Below are 18,071 nucleotides of genomic sequence, written 5' to 3'. Positions count from 1 at the left end.
ACCCGAAATCTGATTTATTCAACAAAGCCGAAGAGAGGGTGAAAAAATAGTCGATCATGCTCCATGTAATACAGCGGTCATCTTACCGGGCAAACATCAACCTGGGCGTACTGGTCGCGCTACACAGCGATGGCAGTTCAGCAACAACACCACATGGCATGCTTTACATAAATCATCATTATATTCATGCAGTTATAAAAACAACGTCACGTGCGCCTTGATCCATCAGCACATTCAATAATACTGTATATAAAAACAGTATTCGAGGATCGATACCATGCAGTTTACTCGGCCAACTGAGATTTCGCCCCCACTCATGCTCCCCCTCTTCTCCGAGAGGGTGCCCTGCGGATTTCCCAGCCCCGCTCAGGATTATGTTGAGGACAGGCTGGATCTCAATAAATTATTGATAAAACATCCGAGTGCTACCTACTTCATCAAAGTCAGCGGAGAGTCTATGCGTGATGCCGGCATCAGTGATGGAGACCTTTTAGTGGTTGACCGCTCACTGTCTGCCGTACATGGTGATATCGTCATTGCGGCTATCGCAGGTGAATTCACCGTGAAAGAACTTCGCACTCATCCTTTTTTACAGCTAGTGCCCCACAATCGCGATTACGCTTCCATTTCGTTTCATAATGCCGAAGAGTTAGAAATATTTGGCGTGGTCATTTTTAGCATTAAAGCGCATAAATAATTATGTTTGCCCTCGTCGATGTCAATAACTTCTATACTTCTTGTGAAACGGTTTTTCGCCCTGATTTAAAGGGGAAGCCTGTTGTGGTCGTGTCCAATAACGATGGTTGCATTATTTCTCGCTCTGCCGAAGCAAAATCCCTCGGTATAAAAAATGGCGAACCTTTCTTTAAAATAAAAAATAACCCTTATTATTCCAGTGTTCATTTTTTCAGTTCTAACTATGCGCTTTATGCCGACCTCAGTGACCGTGTTATGCAAACGCTCACGGCAATGTCTCCATCAATAGAAATCTACTCCATCGATGAAGCCTTTATTAATTTATCCGGAGTAATGAATTGCGTCCCCTTATCCACCTTCGGCCATGAAATAAGAACTAACGTATTGAAAAATACTGGCTTAACGGTGGGCGTAGGTATTGCGCAAACCAAGACATTAGCCAAGCTCGCTAACCATGCCGCCAAGACATGGCGCGGCACGGGCGGCGTTGTCGACTTATCCAATATTGTGCGCCAACGCAGGCTACTCGCCCTTGTCCCTGTTGAAGAGGTCTGGGGCGTTGGGCGAAAAATGAGTAAAAAACTTAATTTAATGGGTATTAATACCGCTCTGGATCTGGCAGAAAGCTCATTATGGGTCATAAAAAAGCACTTCAATGTGGTGCTGGAAAGGACCGTTCGCGAACTGCGTGGTGAGCCATGTTTTGAGCTACAAGAATTTTCCCCAACAAAACAACAGATTATTTGTAGTCGCTCTTTTGGCAATCGGGTAACGCAGTATTCAGATATGCATCAAGCCATTTGCGCCTATGCTGAGCGAGCAGCAGAAAAATTACGCAGTGAGCATCAATTTTGCCGCTTCGTTAGCGTATTTGTTCGGACGAGTCCGCACGCCGTTAATGAAACATATTATGGCAACCAAGCGTCAATGAAGCTATTAACGCCGTCTAATGATACTCGTGACATTATAAATTGTGCCACAAACTGCCTGCAGAGAATTTGGATTGATGGTTATCGATATATGAAAGCCGGTGTTATGCTTGCTGATTTCTTCAGTAATGGCATAGCGCAGCTAAACTTATTTGACGATAACGCGCCGCGCAAAAACAGTGCTGCGTTAATGGACGTTATCGACCAATTAAATCAATCCGGGAAAGGAAAGGTCTGGTTTGCCGGTCAGGGGATCGAAAAGTCCTGGGCGATGAAGCGTGAAATGCTTTCCCCGGCTTACACCACCCGATATTCAGACCTGCCCGTCGCGAAATGAATGTACGCAGGTAATGACATCGCTTCGGGTGAAGGTCACTGCGTTTACCAGGCCTACGTAATCAGCGATAACGCCTTTGCAGCACGGAAATCCCCTCCGCTCGTCAGTGAGGCCTGCCTGACCGCCAGCGGACGAGGTGCTGCTTTTGCGCGCAGTCCGTCTACCGCACGAGGTTGCGGATGAGCAGCACCGCGGCATTCGCTTGACACTGTACATTAACACAGTAAAACTATCGCCCGCGATCAGCATACAGAGGACAGAAGATGTTTGTGGAACTGATTTATGACAAGCGCAATTTTGCCGGGCTGCCGGGTGCCAGAGAGACCATTCTTAACGAACTGACCAAACGCATGCAGCGCATTTTCCCGGAAGCGGAAGTGCGGGTGAAGCCGATGATGACGCTGCCGGCGATCAACACCGACGCCAGCAAGCATGAAAAAGAGCTGATCAGCCGTACGGTGCAGGAGATGTTTGAAGAAGCGGATATGTGGCTCACTGAAGAGTGATGCCGCCCGTCGTTGGCGGCGGCCATCTCTTTAAGAGCTTTCCCGGATGTGTCAGAGCAGCGGGCAACAGTACAATAGCGGCGGTTGCAGACTGGCAATGCAACCTTCGCTCACCTGCTGGCTCTTGCATACGGCCAGCAGGTGAGCCCTACCAGCCTCCCCTCATCGCCCTCACAGCGTCTCCGGTAGCGCCGCTATAATTCTATCCACCAGCTCGCGATGCTGATGGACCTTCCCGCATTTAACAATGATCTGCCTGGCGTTGTCATAGCCCGGGGCCCACAGCCGGTTATTGAGCAGAACGTCCTTATAGACCGCGATCAGCGGTTTGTTCCACGCCGCCGCCATATGCACCACCGAGGTGTCCGGAGAGATAATCAGCTCCGCCTGGGCAATCAGCGCCATCGCATGGTGCAGCGTGTTAAACGGATTAATCACCACCTCCGGCGGCAGCGAGATGCGGATCTCACGCCGGTGATCGAGCAGAATAACCGCCAGCCCCGGATGGCGAGTCCGCAGCTTGTCGAGCAGTTCGGCCAGCTGCGTCTGGGAGAGACTCCGGTCGGCATGGCCGGCAAAAATATTAATCACTACCGCTTTTCCGCTCAGCGACGCCAGATACTGCGCCACCTCCTGCGTAATCGGCGCGGGCACCGCCAGGTCGTAAGTGTCCAGACCGCGAGTGTCCAGTTGGAGATAGTCGGCGATCAACGCGAACGTCTTCGTTACGTGCCAGCGCTGGCAGTCAAAATCAAAAGAGTGAGAGTAATGTTTAATCGATGGCCATTTATTAAACCCGAGTACTGATTTGGCTTTTATTTGTCGAAAAAGCCGCAGGCGATGCACGGGAATATCGAACAGCGAAGGGTCAATAATAATATCGTACTTATTATTAGCCAGTTCATTAATGACGTCGCGGGGTACGTTATGGTTAAATTTACGCAAAAAATCAGCGGAATTGACCGGCTCAGCCTCATAAATATGGCGGATCCGCGGGTTATAGCGCATCACCTGGCTGTTAGAGGTCGTCATCAGAAAATCAACGATATAACCTGACTGATGCAGGCATTTTACCAGCGCGGAATCCACCACCACATCGCCGACCGCCCCCTCATTGCGCATGAGTAAGACAGTTTTCGCGGACGACAAATCCACCGGCTGACGGCGTCGGCGGTCCCAGAGCGCTTTCGCCACTCCCACCCGCAGGGCATTACGTACTTTCTTAGTAAAGTAATTCCGCCGTCTGTTGAGCTCCCTTATTTTATTAAACTTCTTGCGTGGGGAACCCTGCATGGTTGCATCGTGCATCATCCTAACCTCATTACGGCAATTATTAATATTCTGTGTCGTCCGATAGAGACTGAGCGAAATAAAAAAAGTTCGATTGAAAATGAAAATCATTCTTTTTTTTATTTACAAAACTCATCTGCTGCGCCTGCGAGATTGCACCACAGCACTGTGAAGCAATAATGAGCGAATGGTGAATTTCCCGGCCCACCGTTGGCAGGCTGACGCAACAGCGCTAAGCTGGCGGCTTGATGATGTCAGGAGGACGCTATGCTTGAAGCAGTAGAAGGTAATATCCACCAGCGCCTGTGCGCGCTGCTCGACGAACACCAGGCGCGCTACCGGGTGATGGCGCACGACGCGGTCGGCCAGTGCGAAGCCGTCTCGGCAATCCGCGGCACCGCGCTTGGCCAGGGCGCAAAAGCGCTAGTCTGTAAAGTAAAAGGAAACGGCGTCAACCAGCATGTGCTGGCGATCCTCGCCGCCGATCAGCAGGCCGATCTCGCCAGCCTGGCCCGGCATATCGGCGGCAGCAAAGCCTCGCTGGCCAGTCCGGCGGAAGTGGATGCCCTCACCGCCTGCGTGTTCGGCGCCATTCCCCCCTTCAGCTTCCATCCGGCGCTGCGGCTGGTGGCCGACCCGCTGCTGTTTGAGCGCTTTCCACAAATCGCCTTTAACGCCGGACGCCTGGATCGGTCGATCATTCTCGATACCGAGGATTATTTACATATCGCCCGACCGGAGATCGCGACCTTTCGCCGCCTTAGCTAACCGGGCATCCGCCCTGATTTTCGCCGCATGGCGTAAAAATCCTGTTTATTCACGCCACGATGCGTAGAGTAAGCGGGATATTTTTTGGCTTTCTTTTTTTGGCAAGGACCTCTGTACATGTTTGATACCACCCTGTTGATCCTGCTGGGCCTGGCGGCGCTCGGCTTTATCAGCCATAACACCACCGTAGCGATCTCTATCCTCGTGCTGATTATCGTGCGCGTTACACCGCTGCATACCTTCTTTCCCTGGATTGAGAAACAGGGGCTGACTGTCGGGATCATTATTTTAACCATCGGCGTGATGGCGCCTATCGCCAGCGGTACGCTGCCGCCCTCGACGCTGATCCACTCCTTTATGAACTGGAAATCACTGCTGGCGATTGCGGTCGGGGTGTTTGTTTCGTGGCTCGGCGGGCGCGGTGTCTCCCTGATGGGCTCCCAGCCGCATCTGGTGGCCGGGCTGCTGGTCGGCACGGTACTCGGCGTCGCCCTGTTTCGCGGCGTCCCGGTCGGACCGCTGATTGCCGCCGGGATCATCTCATTGTTTATTGGGAAGTCGTAGCCAGGCTGCCGTGATAGCGGCCCGGCGTCTGTCCGAGCCCTTTTTTAAACATGGTGATGAAGGCGGTGGTGGAGTCATAGCCCAGCGCCTGAGCCGTTTGCTGCACCGTCTGCCCGCGGATCAGCAGCTGCAGCGCGAGGATCAGCTGCAGCTGATGGCGCCAGCGGCGAAAGCTCAGCCCCGTTTCGCGCACCACCAGGCGGGCCAGATTGCGCTCGCTCATCGCAAACACCGCCGCCCACTGGCTCAGGGTCTGCCAGCGCGCCGGATCCTCGGCCATCATCGTCACCATCTGACGAATTTTCGGGTGGTTTGATACCGGCAGCTGCAGGTGCTCCTGCGGCTGCCGGGGCAGCTCATCAAACAGAACCTGCACCAGCCGGGCCGTGGCAGGGGCGGCCAGCAACTCCCCGCCGCGTTCCGCCAGGGTGAGGATCAGCTCCCGCACCAGCGGAGAAATCTTCAACGTACAGCAGCGGTCCGGCATCGGCGCGGCGCCCGGCTCGATGAACAGGAAACACACCTGGGCGCCGGGGGTGGCGCGGTTACTGTGGAAAAGCTGTCCCGGGACCCACACCGCATACTGCGGCGGCACCATCCACATCGCGTTCTCCACCTCGCAGGTCAAGGCGCCGTGCAGGGCGAGGATCAGCTGCCCCTTACGGTGAGAATGCGCCGGAATATACTGCTCCGCCTCCACCACCTGAATACGAAAGGCAATGGCCGATTCGTGGCCACTGTCCGGTTCATAACCATCCAGACCCAGTCCGATCATCATGTTGTCCGATATTAGCGATAATCTGTCATTTTAGCTTGATTTAAACAGAGGACAAAGTCGCTATCGTAACCCCCTCGTTAGTTACCTTGAGAATGATATGTCTTCTGTGATCTCCTCTACCGGCCGCCGCCCCGCGCTGCTGATTGCCGGTATCTTGCTCATCGCCACTACCCTGCGCGTGGTCTTTACCGGCGCGGCGCCGCTGCTGGACGCGATTCGTAGCGACTATGGCCTGACCACCGCGCAGACCGGGCTGCTCACTACCCTGCCGCTGCTGGCCTTTGGCCTTGTTTCGCCGCTGGCGGCAGGAGTTGCCCGCCGGTTCGGCATGGAACGCAGCCTGCTGCTGGCGATGCTGCTAATCTGCGCCGGCATTGCCCTGCGCTCCCTGCCCTCCGCTGCGCTGCTGTTTATCGGCACGGCGGTGATCGGCTGCGGTATTGCGCTGGGCAATGTCCTGCTGCCCGGGCTGATTAAACGCGATTTCTCGCAGCATGTCGCGCGGATGACCGGCGCCTATTCCCTGACGATGGGCGGCGCGGCGGCGCTCGGCTCGGCGCTGGTGGTTCCCGTGGCAATGGCCGGATTCGGCTGGCGCGGCGCGCTGTTGCTGCTGATGGTCTTCCCGCTGCTGGCGATCCTCAGCTGGCTGCCGCAGTCCCGGCGCCGGGCGGAGGCGCCATTGACCGGCTCAGGCGCCATGCACAACCGGGGGATCTGGCGGTCGGCGCTGGCCTGGCAGGTGACGCTGTTCCTCGGCATCAACTCGCTGGTCTATTACGTGATTATCGGCTGGCTGCCGTCGATTCTGCAGAGTATGGGCTATAGCGAAGCGCAGGCCGGCTCGCTGCATGGCCTGCTGCAGCTGGCGACCGCCGCGCCCGGTCTGGCGATACCGTTGATCCTGCATCGGCTGCGCGACCAGCGTGGGATCGCGGTGCTGGTCGCCCTGATGTGCGCCATCAGCGCCGCCGGGCTGTGGCTGCTGCCAGGGCTGGCGATCGGCTGGACGCTGCTGTTCGGCTTTGGCTCCGGAGCTACCATGATCCTCGGCCTGACGTTTATCGGCCTGCGCGCCAGCTCGGCGCACCAGGCCGCGGCGCTGTCAGGGATGGCGCAGAGCGTCGGCTATCTGCTGGCCGCCTGCGGGCCGCCGCTGATGGGTAAGATCCACGATGCTAATGGCGACTGGCATATTCCGCTGCTGGCGGTGGCGCTGATTTCGCTGGTGATGGCGGTCTGCGGCGCCCTCGCCGGACGTGACCGGGAAATCCATTCCTGAAGATGACCGGCAGCGCCCGCTGCCGGTGGGTTTATTGTGCCGCGGCGCGAATCAGCGCCTGGACCAGCGGCGAGGGACGCCCATCCAGCGCGTGGCGTTCATGCTGGAACAACGTGGCGACAAAAAACGGGTGCGTCACCAGCTCGACGGCGCGGATCTCACCCTCTTCATCCCAGCCGGTGACGCGCAGATCGCCCTGTTCCAGCTCACCGGCAAACGCGCTGTCCACCCCGTACCGGCAGTGGTAGCCCTCTTCAATGCTCTCCCGGCCATAGGCGCGGGCAATCAGCGTATTCGCCCGCAGCTCGACGACGGCGGAGGTCTCCACCAGCGAACAGCTAAGGGGAGCGATCACCATCCGCCCTTCGCTGTCAGTTTCCGCATGACCGGCATCCTGCCAGCCGAGCACGTTACGGGCGTATTCAATCACCGCGTGCTGAAAGCCGCCGCAGGTGCCGAGGAAAGGGATGCCGTTTTCGCGGGCATAGCGGATCGCAGTAAAGGCCCCCTGCGGATGACGATACGGGCTACCGGGAACGACCCAGACGGCATCGTACTCGGCCAGCGCCTCGCCGGAGACGATCGACGGGGTGGCGAGCCAGTCATATTTCACCGGCTGCTCCAGCACGGCGGCAGCATCGTCTATCGCCAGGGGAATGGCCTGATGGGCAACAATATCGGGGTGATAATCGCCGACGAGGGCGAGGCGTAAAGGGGTTTTCATAGCAGGTTCCTTATGTCTGGACGAGACGAGCAGCACAAGGCACGTCAGGATAGCGATCCCTCCAGTGGAACACAATCCTTATTTTCGCCCCACCGCCCCCGCCGGCGGGTAAGGTATACTGGAGCAAGCGTGAAAGGGAGAAAGGATGAAAAGTAAGCTTTTGGTCAGCGCCTGCCTGATGGGATTCCAGGTGCGGTATAACGGTAGCGAGAAGGCGCAGCTGGCGGCGACGCTGTCCCGCTGGCAGCAGACGGGGCGGCTGGTGATCCACTGCCCGGAGCTGGCGGCTGGTCTGTCCACGCCCCGTCTGCCGGCGGAGATCGTCGGCGGCACCGGCGGGGATGTCCTTGCCGGGCGGGCGCGGATCGTGGAAAGCGACGGCCGCGACGTCACGGGACATTACCAGCTGGCCGCCTGGCTGGCGCTCAGCGCCGCCCGGGAAGCGGGCTGTCAGGCAGCGTTACTCACCGATGGCAGCCCTACCTGCGGCAGCCAGTTTGTCTATGACGGTTCCTTTCGCGGACGACGCAAAGCGGGCGCCGGGGTCGCGGCCGATCTGCTGCGCGCCCATGGCATCACGGTATTTTCCGACGGGCAGATCCCGCAGTTGCTCGCCTGGATGGCACAGAGGGAGCAGGATGATGATTCAATGTAAACGGGTGTATGACCCGCAGGAAAGCAGCGACGGCTACCGGGTGCTGGTCGACCGTCTCTGGCCGCGGGGGATTAAAAAAGAGGCGCTGGCCTGTGATGAATGGTGTAAGGCGTTAACGCCTTCCGCTGAGCTGCGAAAAGCCTTTCACGGCGAAGCGATCGATTTCGCCCACTTCAGCCAGCGCTATCGCCAGGAGCTCGACGCCCATCGTGAAACGGGCCTGCGGCTGGCGGCGCTGGCGCAGCGCCAGCCGTTGACGCTGCTGTACGCTGCGAAGAACACCGAGCAGAATCATGCCCGGGTGCTGGCCGCCTGGCTGGCGGCCCTGCCGGTTACGATTTAGCCGGATGATCCCGGCGCCACAGCGCCCACTCGTCGAGGGTTTCGCCGCTGGGTAGTTTGCACTGGGTGCTAACGCCCTGCGGCGTTTGCACCGGCACCCGGGTACCGCCGGATTGCTGACAGTACACCGACGCGGGATTGGCCATGCCGATGGTTTTCGTCGGCGCGGTGGACTGCGGCTGGGCACAGCCGGCTAATACCAGTGGCAGAATAGCCAGTAACTTTTTCATCGTTCCTCCCTTTCCTGAATGCCCGGGGATTTTAGCCTGAATCTCCACGTTTTCTCCATCTTGCCTGCACTTTTCCCCCGTAGAGTAGCCCCTGTTCTCGAACTGACCAGAGAACAGATCATTCCATAATCAATGAGTTTTTCCCCGTCGCCCCCGACGGGGCTTTTTTTCCTGCCGCGTGGACAAGTATTCCCCAAACAGATGTGATAAATTTAAAAATATCACTGTTTATTCGACGCTGATGTCCGTTTGCAGCCCATTATGCTGGGGTGACGTTTGGCGTGCTGGAGCTGTATTATTCATGTCAGATTTTATTCTTGCCCGGGTGTCGCAAACCCTCGCTGCGGAACAGTCCCTGGAAACCCTGGTGCGCCAGCTGCTGGAGATGCTTGAGGCGGTGACCCGAATGGAGTCCACCTATCTTACCCGCATCGATATCAACGCCCAGCGGCAGCAGGTGATGTTCGCCCATAACAGCAGCGAAATGCAGATCCCGGAAGGATTCTCCGTCCCCTGGGATGAATCCCTGTGCAAACGCGCCCTTGAGGACCAGTGCACGTTTAGCAACGACGTGGCCCATCGCTGGCACTCCTGCATCGCCGCCCAGGAGCTGGGGATCGCCACCTTTTTAAGCATTCCCGTCCGCCTGGCCGATGGCTCGCTGTTCGGTACCCTCTGCGCCACCAGCCGACAGAAGCAACCTTATAATCTCGAAGGTGAACAGGTGATGGGCCTGTTCGCGAAGCTCATTTCCCACTACGTGGAAAAAGACACCCTGGTGCAACAGCTGCAGGCGGCTAACGTCGCGCTGGAGCTGCACTCGTCGACCGATGAGCTCACCCAGCTTCCTAATCGCCGTGCGCTGTTTAAGCAGCTGGCGCTACGCTTTGCCTCCGCCCGCGCCCAGCAGCAGCAGGTCTCGCTGATTTTTATCGATCTCGACGGTTTCAAAGCCATTAACGATCGGTTCGGTCATCCGTGCGGCGACAGCTTTCTGGTACAGGTCGGCGAACGACTCACCGCCGTCGCGCGCCGTGAGGATATCGTTGGCCGCCTTGGCGGCGATGAGTTTTTGATCGTCGGTAGTGCCCAGCAACCTGCCGCGCAGCAGGCGTATGTCACGACCCTGCGCCAGGCCCTGTGCGGCGTCTACTTCCTCGGCGAACAGCGTATCGACTATGAGGGCGCCAGCTTCGGGGTGATCATCTGCGATCCGCAGGGTATCGATGTTGAAGCGGCCTTACGCGCCGCCGATGAGGCGATGTACCAGGATAAGAAGTCCCGCCGTCAGGAGAATTTCATTCATATTGACTAAAGTACCGCGATATCCAGTATCATGCAGGGCATCATTCGTGGGTACAGGGACACTATCATGAAATTGGGTATTCTTTTCCCGGTGGCGATCTTTATCATCGCCGTCGTCTTTCTCGGCTGGTTTTTTGTCGGCGGCTATGCGGCGCCAGGTGGGGCATAATGAAAAAAAGCACCATTATTATGCTGGTTGTCGCCATCGTGGCGGTGGCCGGCAGCCAGTTCGGCTGGTGGTGATCGCGGCGGCGATATTGCGGAGTTATCCTATCCCATCAACAAGTTAACCCTTTACACTCACGTTATCCACCGCGGCATTCTCTGCCCCGGGGAAAGCAGAATAGCGGGAGAAGTAAGGGATGAAAAAACCGATCGTGTTACCGTTGATTATTGCGCTGTGCACGCTGTTATCGGGATGCATTATTGACGATGGGTACCACGCCCATCGCCATCACCACCATCATCACTATCATGACGATGATTAATCCTTCAGGCTGTTGATGAGCCGAAAAGACAGGGCGAACCGCGGTTCGCCCGTTGACGCTTAATCCTGGCGCTCATCGCCGAGGAAAATAAAGCCGAGAGGAATAGCGAAGAGCGCGGTAAAGACAATGCTGTAAACCGTCACCATCGCCCCCTGCAGGAAGAACATGGACGTCGTCCACTCTGAGTACGGCATATTGTACTCGCTCACCACGCCCCCGAAGGTCGCCCGCCCCACCACCGCCAGCGCGATAGCAAACACCGCCGCGAGCGACAGACAGTATTTTTTGCAGTTTTTATTGCTGAGGAGTTTTTGCAGAATCATCGGGGCTTCCTTTTTGCTGAGCGATAAACGGCTGTATATGTAACACCAATGCAATAAAAAATGAAGGGTTTTTGTTACAGGGCAGAATAAGAGACGGCGGGCCGGTCAGCGGGTAACCGGCCCGAGGGGATCAGGACTGCAGGGTAGCCAGGCGCGCGGCGAACCCAACGAAAACCAGACCAATCAGGCTGTTGCCAAGTTTGGCCAGCTTCTTGCGGGTTTTAACGTAGCGGGTGACAAACGAGCCGGAGAGGATCAAAAAGCTCATATAGCAGAAGCTAATCACCTCGAGGGTCAGCGCCAGAATAAAGAACGCCACGCCGGGCGCTTTGGCGTTGACATCGATAAACTGCACGAAAAACGACACATAGAACAGAATCGCTTTCGGATTGGTCAGACTCAGGGTCAGAGAGCGCTTGAGGATCGCGCTCGCCGGCTCCGCGCTGGCGTCGGCCTGGCCATCGCGCTGGGTCAGCACCGCGTAGAGCATTTTACCCCCCAGCCACAGCAGGTAGATCGCCCCGAGGTAGCGGACGACGTTAAACAGCACCGGCGTGGTCTTAATCAGCGTCGCCACGCCGGCAAAGGCCAGAAACATCAGCACCGCGTCGCCAATAAAGACGCCCGCCGCTGCCAGATAGCCTTTCTTCACGCCGTGGGCAATGCCCGTCTTCAGCACAAAAAACGTATTAGGGCCAGGAACGAGGATGATAAACACCGCCCCGACCAGGTAGGTCAAATAATTCAGAACACCAAACTCAGCGAACACTCTGCACTCCTTCGCGCACGACTAAAACATGATCCGGCTCACGTTACCCCAACTGTCGGGATTTTGAAAGCGCAGCCTGTGCGGGAAGGTTAATAGACGGAAGGTTCACCCAGCGGGCGGGTTTTAAAACGACGGTGCACCCACAGATACTGCTCGGGGGCACGCAAAATCTCGCGCTCGATCACCTTGTTGATATAGCCGGCAGCGATCTGCTTATCTTCACCCGGATAATCATTCATTACTTCGCTAATATGCAGGCTGTAGCCCTGGCGATCCAGCTTGCGCACCATACTGATACTCAGCATTTTCGCACCCGATAAACGAGACAGAACATAGGTGCCGTTGGTGGTCGCCGCCTGTGGGACGGAGAAAAACGGCGCAAACACGCTGCCCTTAGGACCGTAATCCTGGTCGGGAGCAAACCACACCGCTTCACCTGATTTTAAGGCATGCACCAGACCGGTCAGGTTGTTGCGATCGATCATCGCTTTGTTCGAACGCAGGCGACCACGGGTTTGCACCCACTCCATCAGCGGGCTGTTGTGCGGACGATAAGTGGCCATCATTGGACGGCACAACCCCATCGCCCGCCCGCCCAGCTCCAGCGACATAAAGTGCACACCGACCACCATCACCCCTTTGCCGCCGCTAAGCGCATGATTAAGGTTGGCAAATCCTTCGACATCAAACCATTTTTTGACCCGCTCGTCGCTCCAGAACCAGGCCATGCCGGTTTCGATAAGCCCCATTCCCAGCGACATAAAGTTTTGATCGATCAGGGTCTCGCGCGCCGCCGGCGACATGTCCGGGAAGCAGAGCTCAATATTGCGCCGGGCGATATGTTCGCGGCGTTTGAGAAAGCGTCGGGAGAGGCGACCCGCGCTGGTGCCAATAAAATGCAGCAGCGGATAAGGCAGTTGCACGATTAACCAGAGGATGCCGAGCCCAAACCAGGTCAGCCAGTTGCGCGGGTGTAAAAGTTGTTTATTAAATACGCAGGCCATGATTTTTCCTGAAAACATTAATTATGTGGTAACGCTTAAGGAAAACAGAATCCATTTATCATCATTAGGCGGTACGTACAGCAAGTTCGACAATACTAATCCGCTGAAATTCCCTCCGGCAAGTAAAAAACAACTTGCTGACAAAAAAACATAATTGCGGCACAAATGTTACCAAATGTAAACTTAAATCTTATCCTCTTCTTAATATATTCATCGTGCATATCATTTTCACGCTAATCATCAGCGTTACTAACAGGCATAACCGAAACCCGCCGCGAGAACGCCTTGTCTGCCGGGGACTGAGCCCGCTCAGCCACGTGGCCCGCAGCCTGCCCGCGTCCACAAGATCGTCGTCTGTACCGCGAAAGAATTAAAGCACTCCCGCTTCAGAGTGAAACACTTTTTATCCGTCGGCATAAGGAATATTAAAATCGCCTTAAGGGAATAATTAAGAATAGACTTATTTAAAGATGCTTTAAAAATAAGCGTCTTGCCAGTTGTTTGCACTTTAATACCGCCCTCACCCGCCGTAAAAAAAATATTTCTTTACGCCTTATACGCATAAAGCGCGGCGTTTAGCGCGGACAGTGACCCGACATCGGGTCACTGTGGGGCAAACCGCAGCGAAGGCGTGAACGACGCCCTGGCCGCAGAGGATCAGTAGGTGTGGAAATATTGCTGGATCAGCTGTGGATCTTTCGTTTGCGTCAGCGCAGTCATCAACAGAATACGCGCTTTCGCTGGGTTGAGGGAGTCGGACACCAGCCCAGGCTGGCTGTCATCCGGCGGCACGACGCCGCTGCCGGTACGGGAGGCGCGAACCACCACGATGCCCGCCTGCTGCGCTTTTTTGATGCCCGCAGCGCTACGTACCGACACCGACCCCGCCCCGGTTCCGGCGTAGATAATACCGTCGGCATGATGGGCGATCGCCGCGTCGTACATATACTCCGGGTCGTCCTGATAACCATAAATGATCACCACCTTCGGCAGGGTCTTCAGCTGGCGGACATCGAACACCGAGCGCAGGGTGTGAATTTTATCCACGCGCGTCTCGAACTGGGGTTTTCCGCCCACCACGACGCCAAGGTAGCCCTCCTCCGGCGCCCGGAAGGTATCCAGCGAAGTGGCATTGGTTTTGGTGACGAAGCGCGCCGCGCCGATGCGGTCGTTCAGCACCACCATCACCCCGCGACCCCGGGCATCAGGATCGGCGGCGACTGTGACCGCTTCCAGCAGGTTCATCGGCCCGTCGGCGCTGATCGCCGTCGCCGGACGCATCGCCGCGGTAAAGACCACCGGCTTGTTGCTTTTGACCGTCAGATTGAGGAAATAAGGGGTTTCATCGAGGGTGTCCGTGCCGTGGGTGATCACCACGCCATCGACATCATCCCGGGCCAATAACGCATTCACCCGCTTCGAGAGTTCCAGGATAATGTCGCTGGTCATATTCTCACTGCCGATATTCGCCACCTGCTCGCCTTCGACGTGGGCGATTTTACTCATTTCCGGCACGGCGTTAATCAGCGTCTGCACCCCAATCGCCCCGGCTTTATAACCCGTTGTCTGGGTATTGCTGGCCGCCGAACCGGCAATTGTCCCGCCGGTGGCTAAAATAACGATATGCGGTAGACGCGTCTCGCTAAATGCCAGACTGCTCATCGTCAGTAACGCAATGGTAAGTAATGCTCTAAAATTCATACAGGTCACTCCCTTCATAGACATTAATCAAACTAACGCTTGCTTAATGCAAAGGGCTTGCCAGAATTTATTTATTTTTTGGGGGAGAAATGGTTAACTATCAGACAATAATAAGGTTCTCGCATCAACATCGCCCAAATCTGGTGCACGGCAGGCTCTGAATCGGGCAGCGCTATGAACCTGATACATTCTGGGTATTAACCTGTTCAGCAGCCAACTACACAACACGCATTGCGATCAGATTATCGACACTTCCGTCACCCGCGAGGTCATTTTTGCCCGCCAGGTAACGCGTACGGAGAACAGAAATGCGTATTGCCCTGAAATCAGCGCTAATGCTGACGACCAGAGTCATTCAGATCATTAACCCTGAACTGCACCGGCATATGCAACGAACGGCCTTAATCGCCCTGACGCTGGCGCAAAGGCTGGGGCTGCCTGCCGAGCGACAGCAGACCATTTTTTGCGCCGCGCTGCTGCACGATATCGGCGTGCTGGGAGATAAACGCACCATTCATTCGCTGGATGCCATCGATAACATCCACGATCCGCATCAGCGCCAGGGGGCGGCGATGCTGGAAGGGTTAGTGACCTTTCTGCCCATTGTCCCCTTCATTCGCGATCACCATTTTAGCCCGGGCCACCGGGGTAGCCGCGAACAGCATATTGTCTATTTCGCCGATGCCTTTGAACGGCTGCTGCCTGCCGGGAGTCACGTGGCCGGCTGGCCCACACGGGCGGTGGTGGAACAGTTCGTCTCCCTGCACCGGGAGATCGATCCGCCGCTGTGCGATATGCTGTGCGAGGTCGCTGAAAATGCGAACTTCTGGCAGCACCTTCATCCCGGCCATATTCAACGGCTGCTGGAAATTATTGGTCCCATCAACACGCTGTATCTGGATATTCATGGTCTGAAAGATATCTGCCTGCTGATTGCCAAAATAGTCGACACCTACAGCAGCTTTACCGCCACCCATAGCATCATGGTGGGGGAAATCGCCCGCCAGCTTGCCCGCTGGATGCAACTGCCGGAGCCCATCTGCCAGCAAATTCAGATTGCCGGCTATCTGCACGATATCGGCAAGATCTCTATCCCGCTCTCCATCCTCGAAAAAGAGGGTGAACTGGATGAGGACGAACTGAACCAGGTGCGCGAGCACAGCTATATGACCGGCGAGATCCTCAGCGACTACAGCGAGCTCGGCGACATCATTAACTGGGCGTCGAATCACCATGAAAAACTGGACGGCAGCGGCTACCCTCTGCATCTCGAAAAAGATCATCTGACCCTCGCCGACCGTATTATCTCTATCGCCGATATTTTCACCGCGCTGACCGAAGATCGCCCTTATCGTAAAGGAATGGCCTGGCAGGAGGCCTTACAGATTATGGAAGCGGATGTTATAAATGGCGCTCTGGATAGCGATGTCTTTCTCGTTTTGCGCCACCATGCGGAAACGCTGCACGCCATCATTCTTCAGACCCTCGAACACCCCCGCAGCGAGCACCGCCCCTGAGGCAGGCCGCCGTCATGGCGGGGGGCGAGTTCTATAATTAAAACAGCTTCATCTGCATGCAAGGAAATACAGGGTGAGAATCGCCACCATCACCAACTGGGCTTACGGGATCACCGTCGGCCTGACGCTGGCATCCGGCAGCGCCATGCTTATGGCCTCCAGCGCCGACCGCGTCGAACGCCAGGCGGTACAACAGCGCCAGGTCTTTGATACCCTCTCCGACGAGGTGGAAAACGACGCCTGGGCGCTGTCTGACCTCGCCCGGCTGTACGTGGTTAAGCCTTCGCCGGAGACGCTTACGCAGTATCAGCAACTGCAGCAGACCGACAAAAGCATTGAGCAGCGGCTGGCCGGACTGAAAGATAACGGCGCCAGCCGCGAGGAGCTGGCGCTACTCCAGGATGGTCTGCGGATCGCCGATGAGCTTCAGGATGAACAGCAGGCGGCCCTGACGCATGTCGCCCGCGGCGATGCGCCAGCGGCCATCGCGGTGCTGTACGGCAAAGCGTATGAGACCGAACTGGAGCGCATGCAGACGCAGATCGATCGCTTCCGTCAGATGCTTGAGCATCGCGCCGCCATCGCTATCGACCAGGCCACCGAGCGCTCGCGGATCTGGCGTACGCTGTCGGAAATCATGGTCGGCCTGACCGCCCTGATGTTTTTGTTTGTCCTCGGCTTCATTCTCAAACGCCGGGTGCTGTACCCGGTGGTCCGTCTGAGCGACGTGGTGCAGCGTCTCGCCTCCCAGGACTATGCGGTGGAGACGCCGCACTTCACCCAGGTGGATGAGATTGGCGATATGGCCCAGGCGATCCGCATTTTTCGCGAGAACGGCCTGGCCCGCCAGCAGCTGGAGCTGCAGCGCGACGCCGACTGGGCGATCCGTGAACTGCTGGCGCGTATGACCCAGCGTCTGCAGGGCTGTGAAACCATAGAGGATGTGATTAAGGTGGCGGAGCTGTTCGCGCCGAACATCGCCCCGACGATCCCCGGTAAACTGTATATTCTGGATACCGATCCATGGCAGATGCGCTGCGTGGCGCAGTGGCTGTCGCCCGCCGGGGAGACGACGTCCTTTGCTCCCGACGACTGCTGGGCGATACGGCGGGGACTCAGCCATCCGCCGGTGCAGGGTGAGCCCGATATCACCTGCTATCATCTGCCGGAGGCGCACGCCGGCCAGTCGCTCTGCGTACCGCTCATCGCCCAGGGCGAAGCGATCGGTCTGCTGAGCTTTCAGAACGTCACCGCCAGTGACGCCCCTTCCCGGGCTTACCTGGAGCTGATGGCCGAAGCGCTGGGGCTGGCGCTCGCCAATCAGCGTTTACGCAGCGCCCTGCTGGAAAAAGCGTTGTTCGATTCGCTGACCGGCCTGCGTAACCGCCATCATCTTGATGAAGCGCTGCACTCGCAGATGGCGCTGGCGGTCCATACCCACACCCCGCTGAGCTGCCTGATGATCGACATCGATCACTTCAAAGCCATCAATGACCGCTACGGCCATGAAGCCGGGGATCTGGTGATTAAGAGCGTCGCGACCATTGTGCAGCGCGCGGTGCGCGATATCGGCATGGCTTTCCGCTACGGCGGCGAGGAGTTTTTAGTGCTGCTCCCCGGGATTGACGAAGCCGGGGCGCACCAGTGCGCCAGCGAGATCTACACCCAGGTGCACAATATGACGCTGCGCGATGGCCTGACCGAGATAGGCCAGGTGGATGTGTCGATTGGCATCGCCAGCTACCCGCAGCACACCCAAAGCGACAGCCTGCTGCGCGCAGCGGACGCCGCGCTGTACCGGGCGAAAGAGCTGGGCCGTTCAAGGATTGTCAGCTTTGGCCGCCTGAAGACCCGCTAAGCGGG

22 protein-coding genes and 1 pseudogene are annotated in these 18,071 nt (G+C 56.9%); 15 read left to right on the top strand and 8 right to left on the bottom strand.

Annotated features, from left to right (window positions below):
* Window positions 1-277 precede the first annotated feature (277 nt).
* The 3 genes from umuD to HMPREF3096_RS10410 all read left to right on the top strand — a co-directional run bounded on the left by umuD (window position 278) and on the right by HMPREF3096_RS10410 (window position 2,468).
* The gene (umuD, locus tag HMPREF3096_RS10420; protein ID WP_008807676.1) at window positions 278-697 is read left to right on the top strand and encodes a translesion error-prone DNA polymerase V autoproteolytic subunit; all 420 of its coding nucleotides are present in this window, start codon (window positions 278-280) and stop codon (window positions 695-697) included.
* 2 nt (window positions 698-699) lie between these two features.
* Entirely contained in the window at window positions 700-1,962 is a 1,263-nt protein-coding gene (gene umuC, locus HMPREF3096_RS10415; protein WP_048964206.1) for a translesion error-prone DNA polymerase V subunit UmuC, read from the top strand.
* Between the two features lie 263 nt (window positions 1,963-2,225).
* A complete protein-coding gene (locus tag HMPREF3096_RS10410; RefSeq protein WP_004203750.1) occupies window positions 2,226-2,468 on the top strand; it encodes a DinI family protein in 243 nt (80 codons plus the stop codon).
* Between the two features lie 171 nt (window positions 2,469-2,639).
* Here the strand turns inward: HMPREF3096_RS10410 and HMPREF3096_RS10405 are convergent, their stop codons facing one another.
* Window positions 2,640-3,776 carry a glycosyltransferase family 9 protein gene (locus HMPREF3096_RS10405; protein ID WP_162822775.1) on the bottom strand — a complete coding sequence of 379 codons (1,137 nt, stop codon included), beginning with the start codon at window positions 3,774-3,776 and terminating at the stop codon, window positions 2,640-2,642.
* Between HMPREF3096_RS10405 and HMPREF3096_RS31410 the strand changes: the two are divergent.
* The 3 genes and pseudogenes from HMPREF3096_RS31410 to HMPREF3096_RS10395 all read left to right on the top strand — a co-directional run bounded on the left by HMPREF3096_RS31410 (window position 3,771) and on the right by HMPREF3096_RS10395 (window position 5,090).
* Window positions 3,771-3,930, top strand: a pseudogene (locus HMPREF3096_RS31410) (hypothetical protein). The gene HMPREF3096_RS10405 and the pseudogene HMPREF3096_RS31410 sit on opposite strands and share 6 nt — an antisense overlap.
* A 95-nt stretch (window positions 3,931-4,025) precedes the next feature.
* Window positions 4,026-4,526: a YbaK/prolyl-tRNA synthetase associated domain-containing protein gene (locus HMPREF3096_RS10400; protein WP_008807680.1), complete on the top strand. Its 501-nt coding sequence runs from the start codon at window positions 4,026-4,028 to the stop codon at window positions 4,524-4,526.
* Between the two features lie 117 nt (window positions 4,527-4,643).
* Window positions 4,644-5,090 (top strand): DUF441 domain-containing protein, encoded by a 447-nt coding sequence (locus tag HMPREF3096_RS10395; RefSeq protein ID WP_032730073.1) that lies wholly within the window; start codon window positions 4,644-4,646, stop codon window positions 5,088-5,090.
* On the opposite strand, the gene HMPREF3096_RS10390 is transcribed toward HMPREF3096_RS10395, so the two are convergent.
* Entirely contained in the window at window positions 5,074-5,868 is a 795-nt protein-coding gene (locus tag HMPREF3096_RS10390) for an AraC family transcriptional regulator (protein ID WP_162493273.1), read from the bottom strand. The two genes, HMPREF3096_RS10395 and HMPREF3096_RS10390, sit on opposite strands and share 17 nt — an antisense overlap.
* A gap of 106 nt (window positions 5,869-5,974) precedes the next feature.
* Between HMPREF3096_RS10390 and HMPREF3096_RS10385 the strand changes: the two genes are divergently transcribed.
* Window positions 5,975-7,150 (top strand): CynX/NimT family MFS transporter, encoded by a 1,176-nt coding sequence (locus tag HMPREF3096_RS10385; RefSeq protein WP_162822774.1) that lies wholly within the window; start codon window positions 5,975-5,977, stop codon window positions 7,148-7,150.
* Window positions 7,151-7,181: 31 nt separating this feature from the next.
* Here HMPREF3096_RS10385 and HMPREF3096_RS10380 read toward each other — a convergent pair whose 3' ends face one another.
* Complete coding sequence (locus HMPREF3096_RS10380; protein WP_012968515.1) at window positions 7,182-7,874, bottom strand: CTP synthase C-terminal region-related (seleno)protein; 693 nt, start codon at window positions 7,872-7,874, stop codon at window positions 7,182-7,184.
* A gap of 145 nt (window positions 7,875-8,019) precedes the next feature.
* Here HMPREF3096_RS10380 and HMPREF3096_RS10375 point away from each other — a divergent pair, with 145 nt between their 5' ends.
* Both HMPREF3096_RS10375 and HMPREF3096_RS10370 read left to right on the top strand, forming a co-directional pair.
* The gene (locus HMPREF3096_RS10375; RefSeq protein WP_046622264.1) at window positions 8,020-8,529 is read left to right on the top strand and encodes a 2-thiouracil desulfurase family protein; all 510 of its coding nucleotides are present in this window, start codon (window positions 8,020-8,022) and stop codon (window positions 8,527-8,529) included.
* A gap of 4 nt (window positions 8,530-8,533) precedes the next feature.
* Complete coding sequence (locus tag HMPREF3096_RS10370) at window positions 8,534-8,872, top strand: DUF488 domain-containing protein (protein WP_075203370.1); 339 nt, start codon at window positions 8,534-8,536, stop codon at window positions 8,870-8,872.
* Here HMPREF3096_RS10370 and HMPREF3096_RS10365 read toward each other — a convergent pair.
* Complete coding sequence (locus HMPREF3096_RS10365; protein ID WP_008807687.1) at window positions 8,862-9,101, bottom strand: putative hemolysin; 240 nt, start codon at window positions 9,099-9,101, stop codon at window positions 8,862-8,864. The genes HMPREF3096_RS10370 and HMPREF3096_RS10365 overlap by 11 nt on opposite strands.
* A gap of 301 nt (window positions 9,102-9,402) precedes the next feature.
* Between HMPREF3096_RS10365 and HMPREF3096_RS10360 the strand changes: the two genes are divergently transcribed.
* From HMPREF3096_RS10360 to HMPREF3096_RS29120, 4 genes are all read left to right on the top strand, one after another.
* Window positions 9,403-10,416, top strand: a complete 1,014-nt coding sequence (locus HMPREF3096_RS10360; RefSeq protein WP_032730069.1) for a sensor domain-containing diguanylate cyclase — start codon at window positions 9,403-9,405, stop codon at window positions 10,414-10,416.
* Between the two features lie 57 nt (window positions 10,417-10,473).
* On the top strand, window positions 10,474-10,575 hold the full coding sequence (locus tag HMPREF3096_RS29130) for a YoaK family small membrane protein (RefSeq protein ID WP_004150782.1): 102 nt from the start codon (window positions 10,474-10,476) through the stop codon (window positions 10,573-10,575).
* A complete protein-coding gene (gene yoaJ / locus HMPREF3096_RS31885; protein WP_004892898.1) occupies window positions 10,575-10,649 on the top strand; it encodes a protein YoaJ in 75 nt (24 codons plus the stop codon). The genes HMPREF3096_RS29130 and yoaJ overlap by 1 nt, the downstream gene beginning before the upstream one ends.
* A 119-nt stretch (window positions 10,650-10,768) precedes the next feature.
* Window positions 10,769-10,894, top strand: a complete 126-nt coding sequence (locus HMPREF3096_RS29120) for a hypothetical protein (RefSeq protein ID WP_012542130.1) — start codon at window positions 10,769-10,771, stop codon at window positions 10,892-10,894.
* A gap of 59 nt (window positions 10,895-10,953) precedes the next feature.
* Here the strand turns inward: HMPREF3096_RS29120 and HMPREF3096_RS10355 are convergent, their stop codons facing one another.
* The 4 genes from HMPREF3096_RS10355 to fraE form a co-directional block, all read right to left on the bottom strand.
* The gene (locus tag HMPREF3096_RS10355; RefSeq protein ID WP_004203731.1) at window positions 10,954-11,217 is read right to left on the bottom strand and encodes a DUF2534 family protein; all 264 of its coding nucleotides are present in this window, start codon (window positions 11,215-11,217) and stop codon (window positions 10,954-10,956) included.
* A gap of 130 nt (window positions 11,218-11,347) precedes the next feature.
* Complete coding sequence (leuE, locus tag HMPREF3096_RS10350) at window positions 11,348-11,986, bottom strand: leucine efflux protein LeuE (RefSeq protein ID WP_004203730.1); 639 nt, start codon at window positions 11,984-11,986, stop codon at window positions 11,348-11,350.
* An 89-nt stretch (window positions 11,987-12,075) separates the two neighbouring features.
* Window positions 12,076-12,990, bottom strand: a complete 915-nt coding sequence (lpxP, locus tag HMPREF3096_RS10345) for a kdo(2)-lipid IV(A) palmitoleoyltransferase (protein WP_008807690.1) — start codon at window positions 12,988-12,990, stop codon at window positions 12,076-12,078.
* Between the two features lie 657 nt (window positions 12,991-13,647).
* Window positions 13,648-14,691 carry a fructose-asparagine asparaginase gene (gene fraE / locus HMPREF3096_RS10340; RefSeq protein ID WP_012542131.1) on the bottom strand — a complete coding sequence of 348 codons (1,044 nt, stop codon included), beginning with the start codon at window positions 14,689-14,691 and terminating at the stop codon, window positions 13,648-13,650.
* A 308-nt stretch (window positions 14,692-14,999) separates the two neighbouring features.
* Between fraE and HMPREF3096_RS10335 the strand changes: the two genes are divergently transcribed.
* Window positions 15,000-16,208, top strand: a complete 1,209-nt coding sequence (locus HMPREF3096_RS10335; RefSeq protein ID WP_032730065.1) for an HD domain-containing phosphohydrolase — start codon at window positions 15,000-15,002, stop codon at window positions 16,206-16,208.
* A 73-nt stretch (window positions 16,209-16,281) separates the two neighbouring features.
* Window positions 16,282-18,066: a sensor domain-containing diguanylate cyclase gene (locus HMPREF3096_RS10330; RefSeq protein ID WP_032730063.1), complete on the top strand. Its 1,785-nt coding sequence runs from the start codon at window positions 16,282-16,284 to the stop codon at window positions 18,064-18,066.
* Window positions 18,067-18,071 lie beyond the last annotated feature (5 nt).

The sequence above is a fragment of the Klebsiella sp. HMSC25G12 genome, from assembly GCF_001807705.1.
Classification (GTDB): domain Bacteria; phylum Pseudomonadota; class Gammaproteobacteria; order Enterobacterales; family Enterobacteriaceae; genus Klebsiella; species Klebsiella variicola.
The sequence above is the reverse complement of the archived record's forward strand: the minus strand, read 5'-3'. Positions and strand labels throughout refer to the sequence as shown.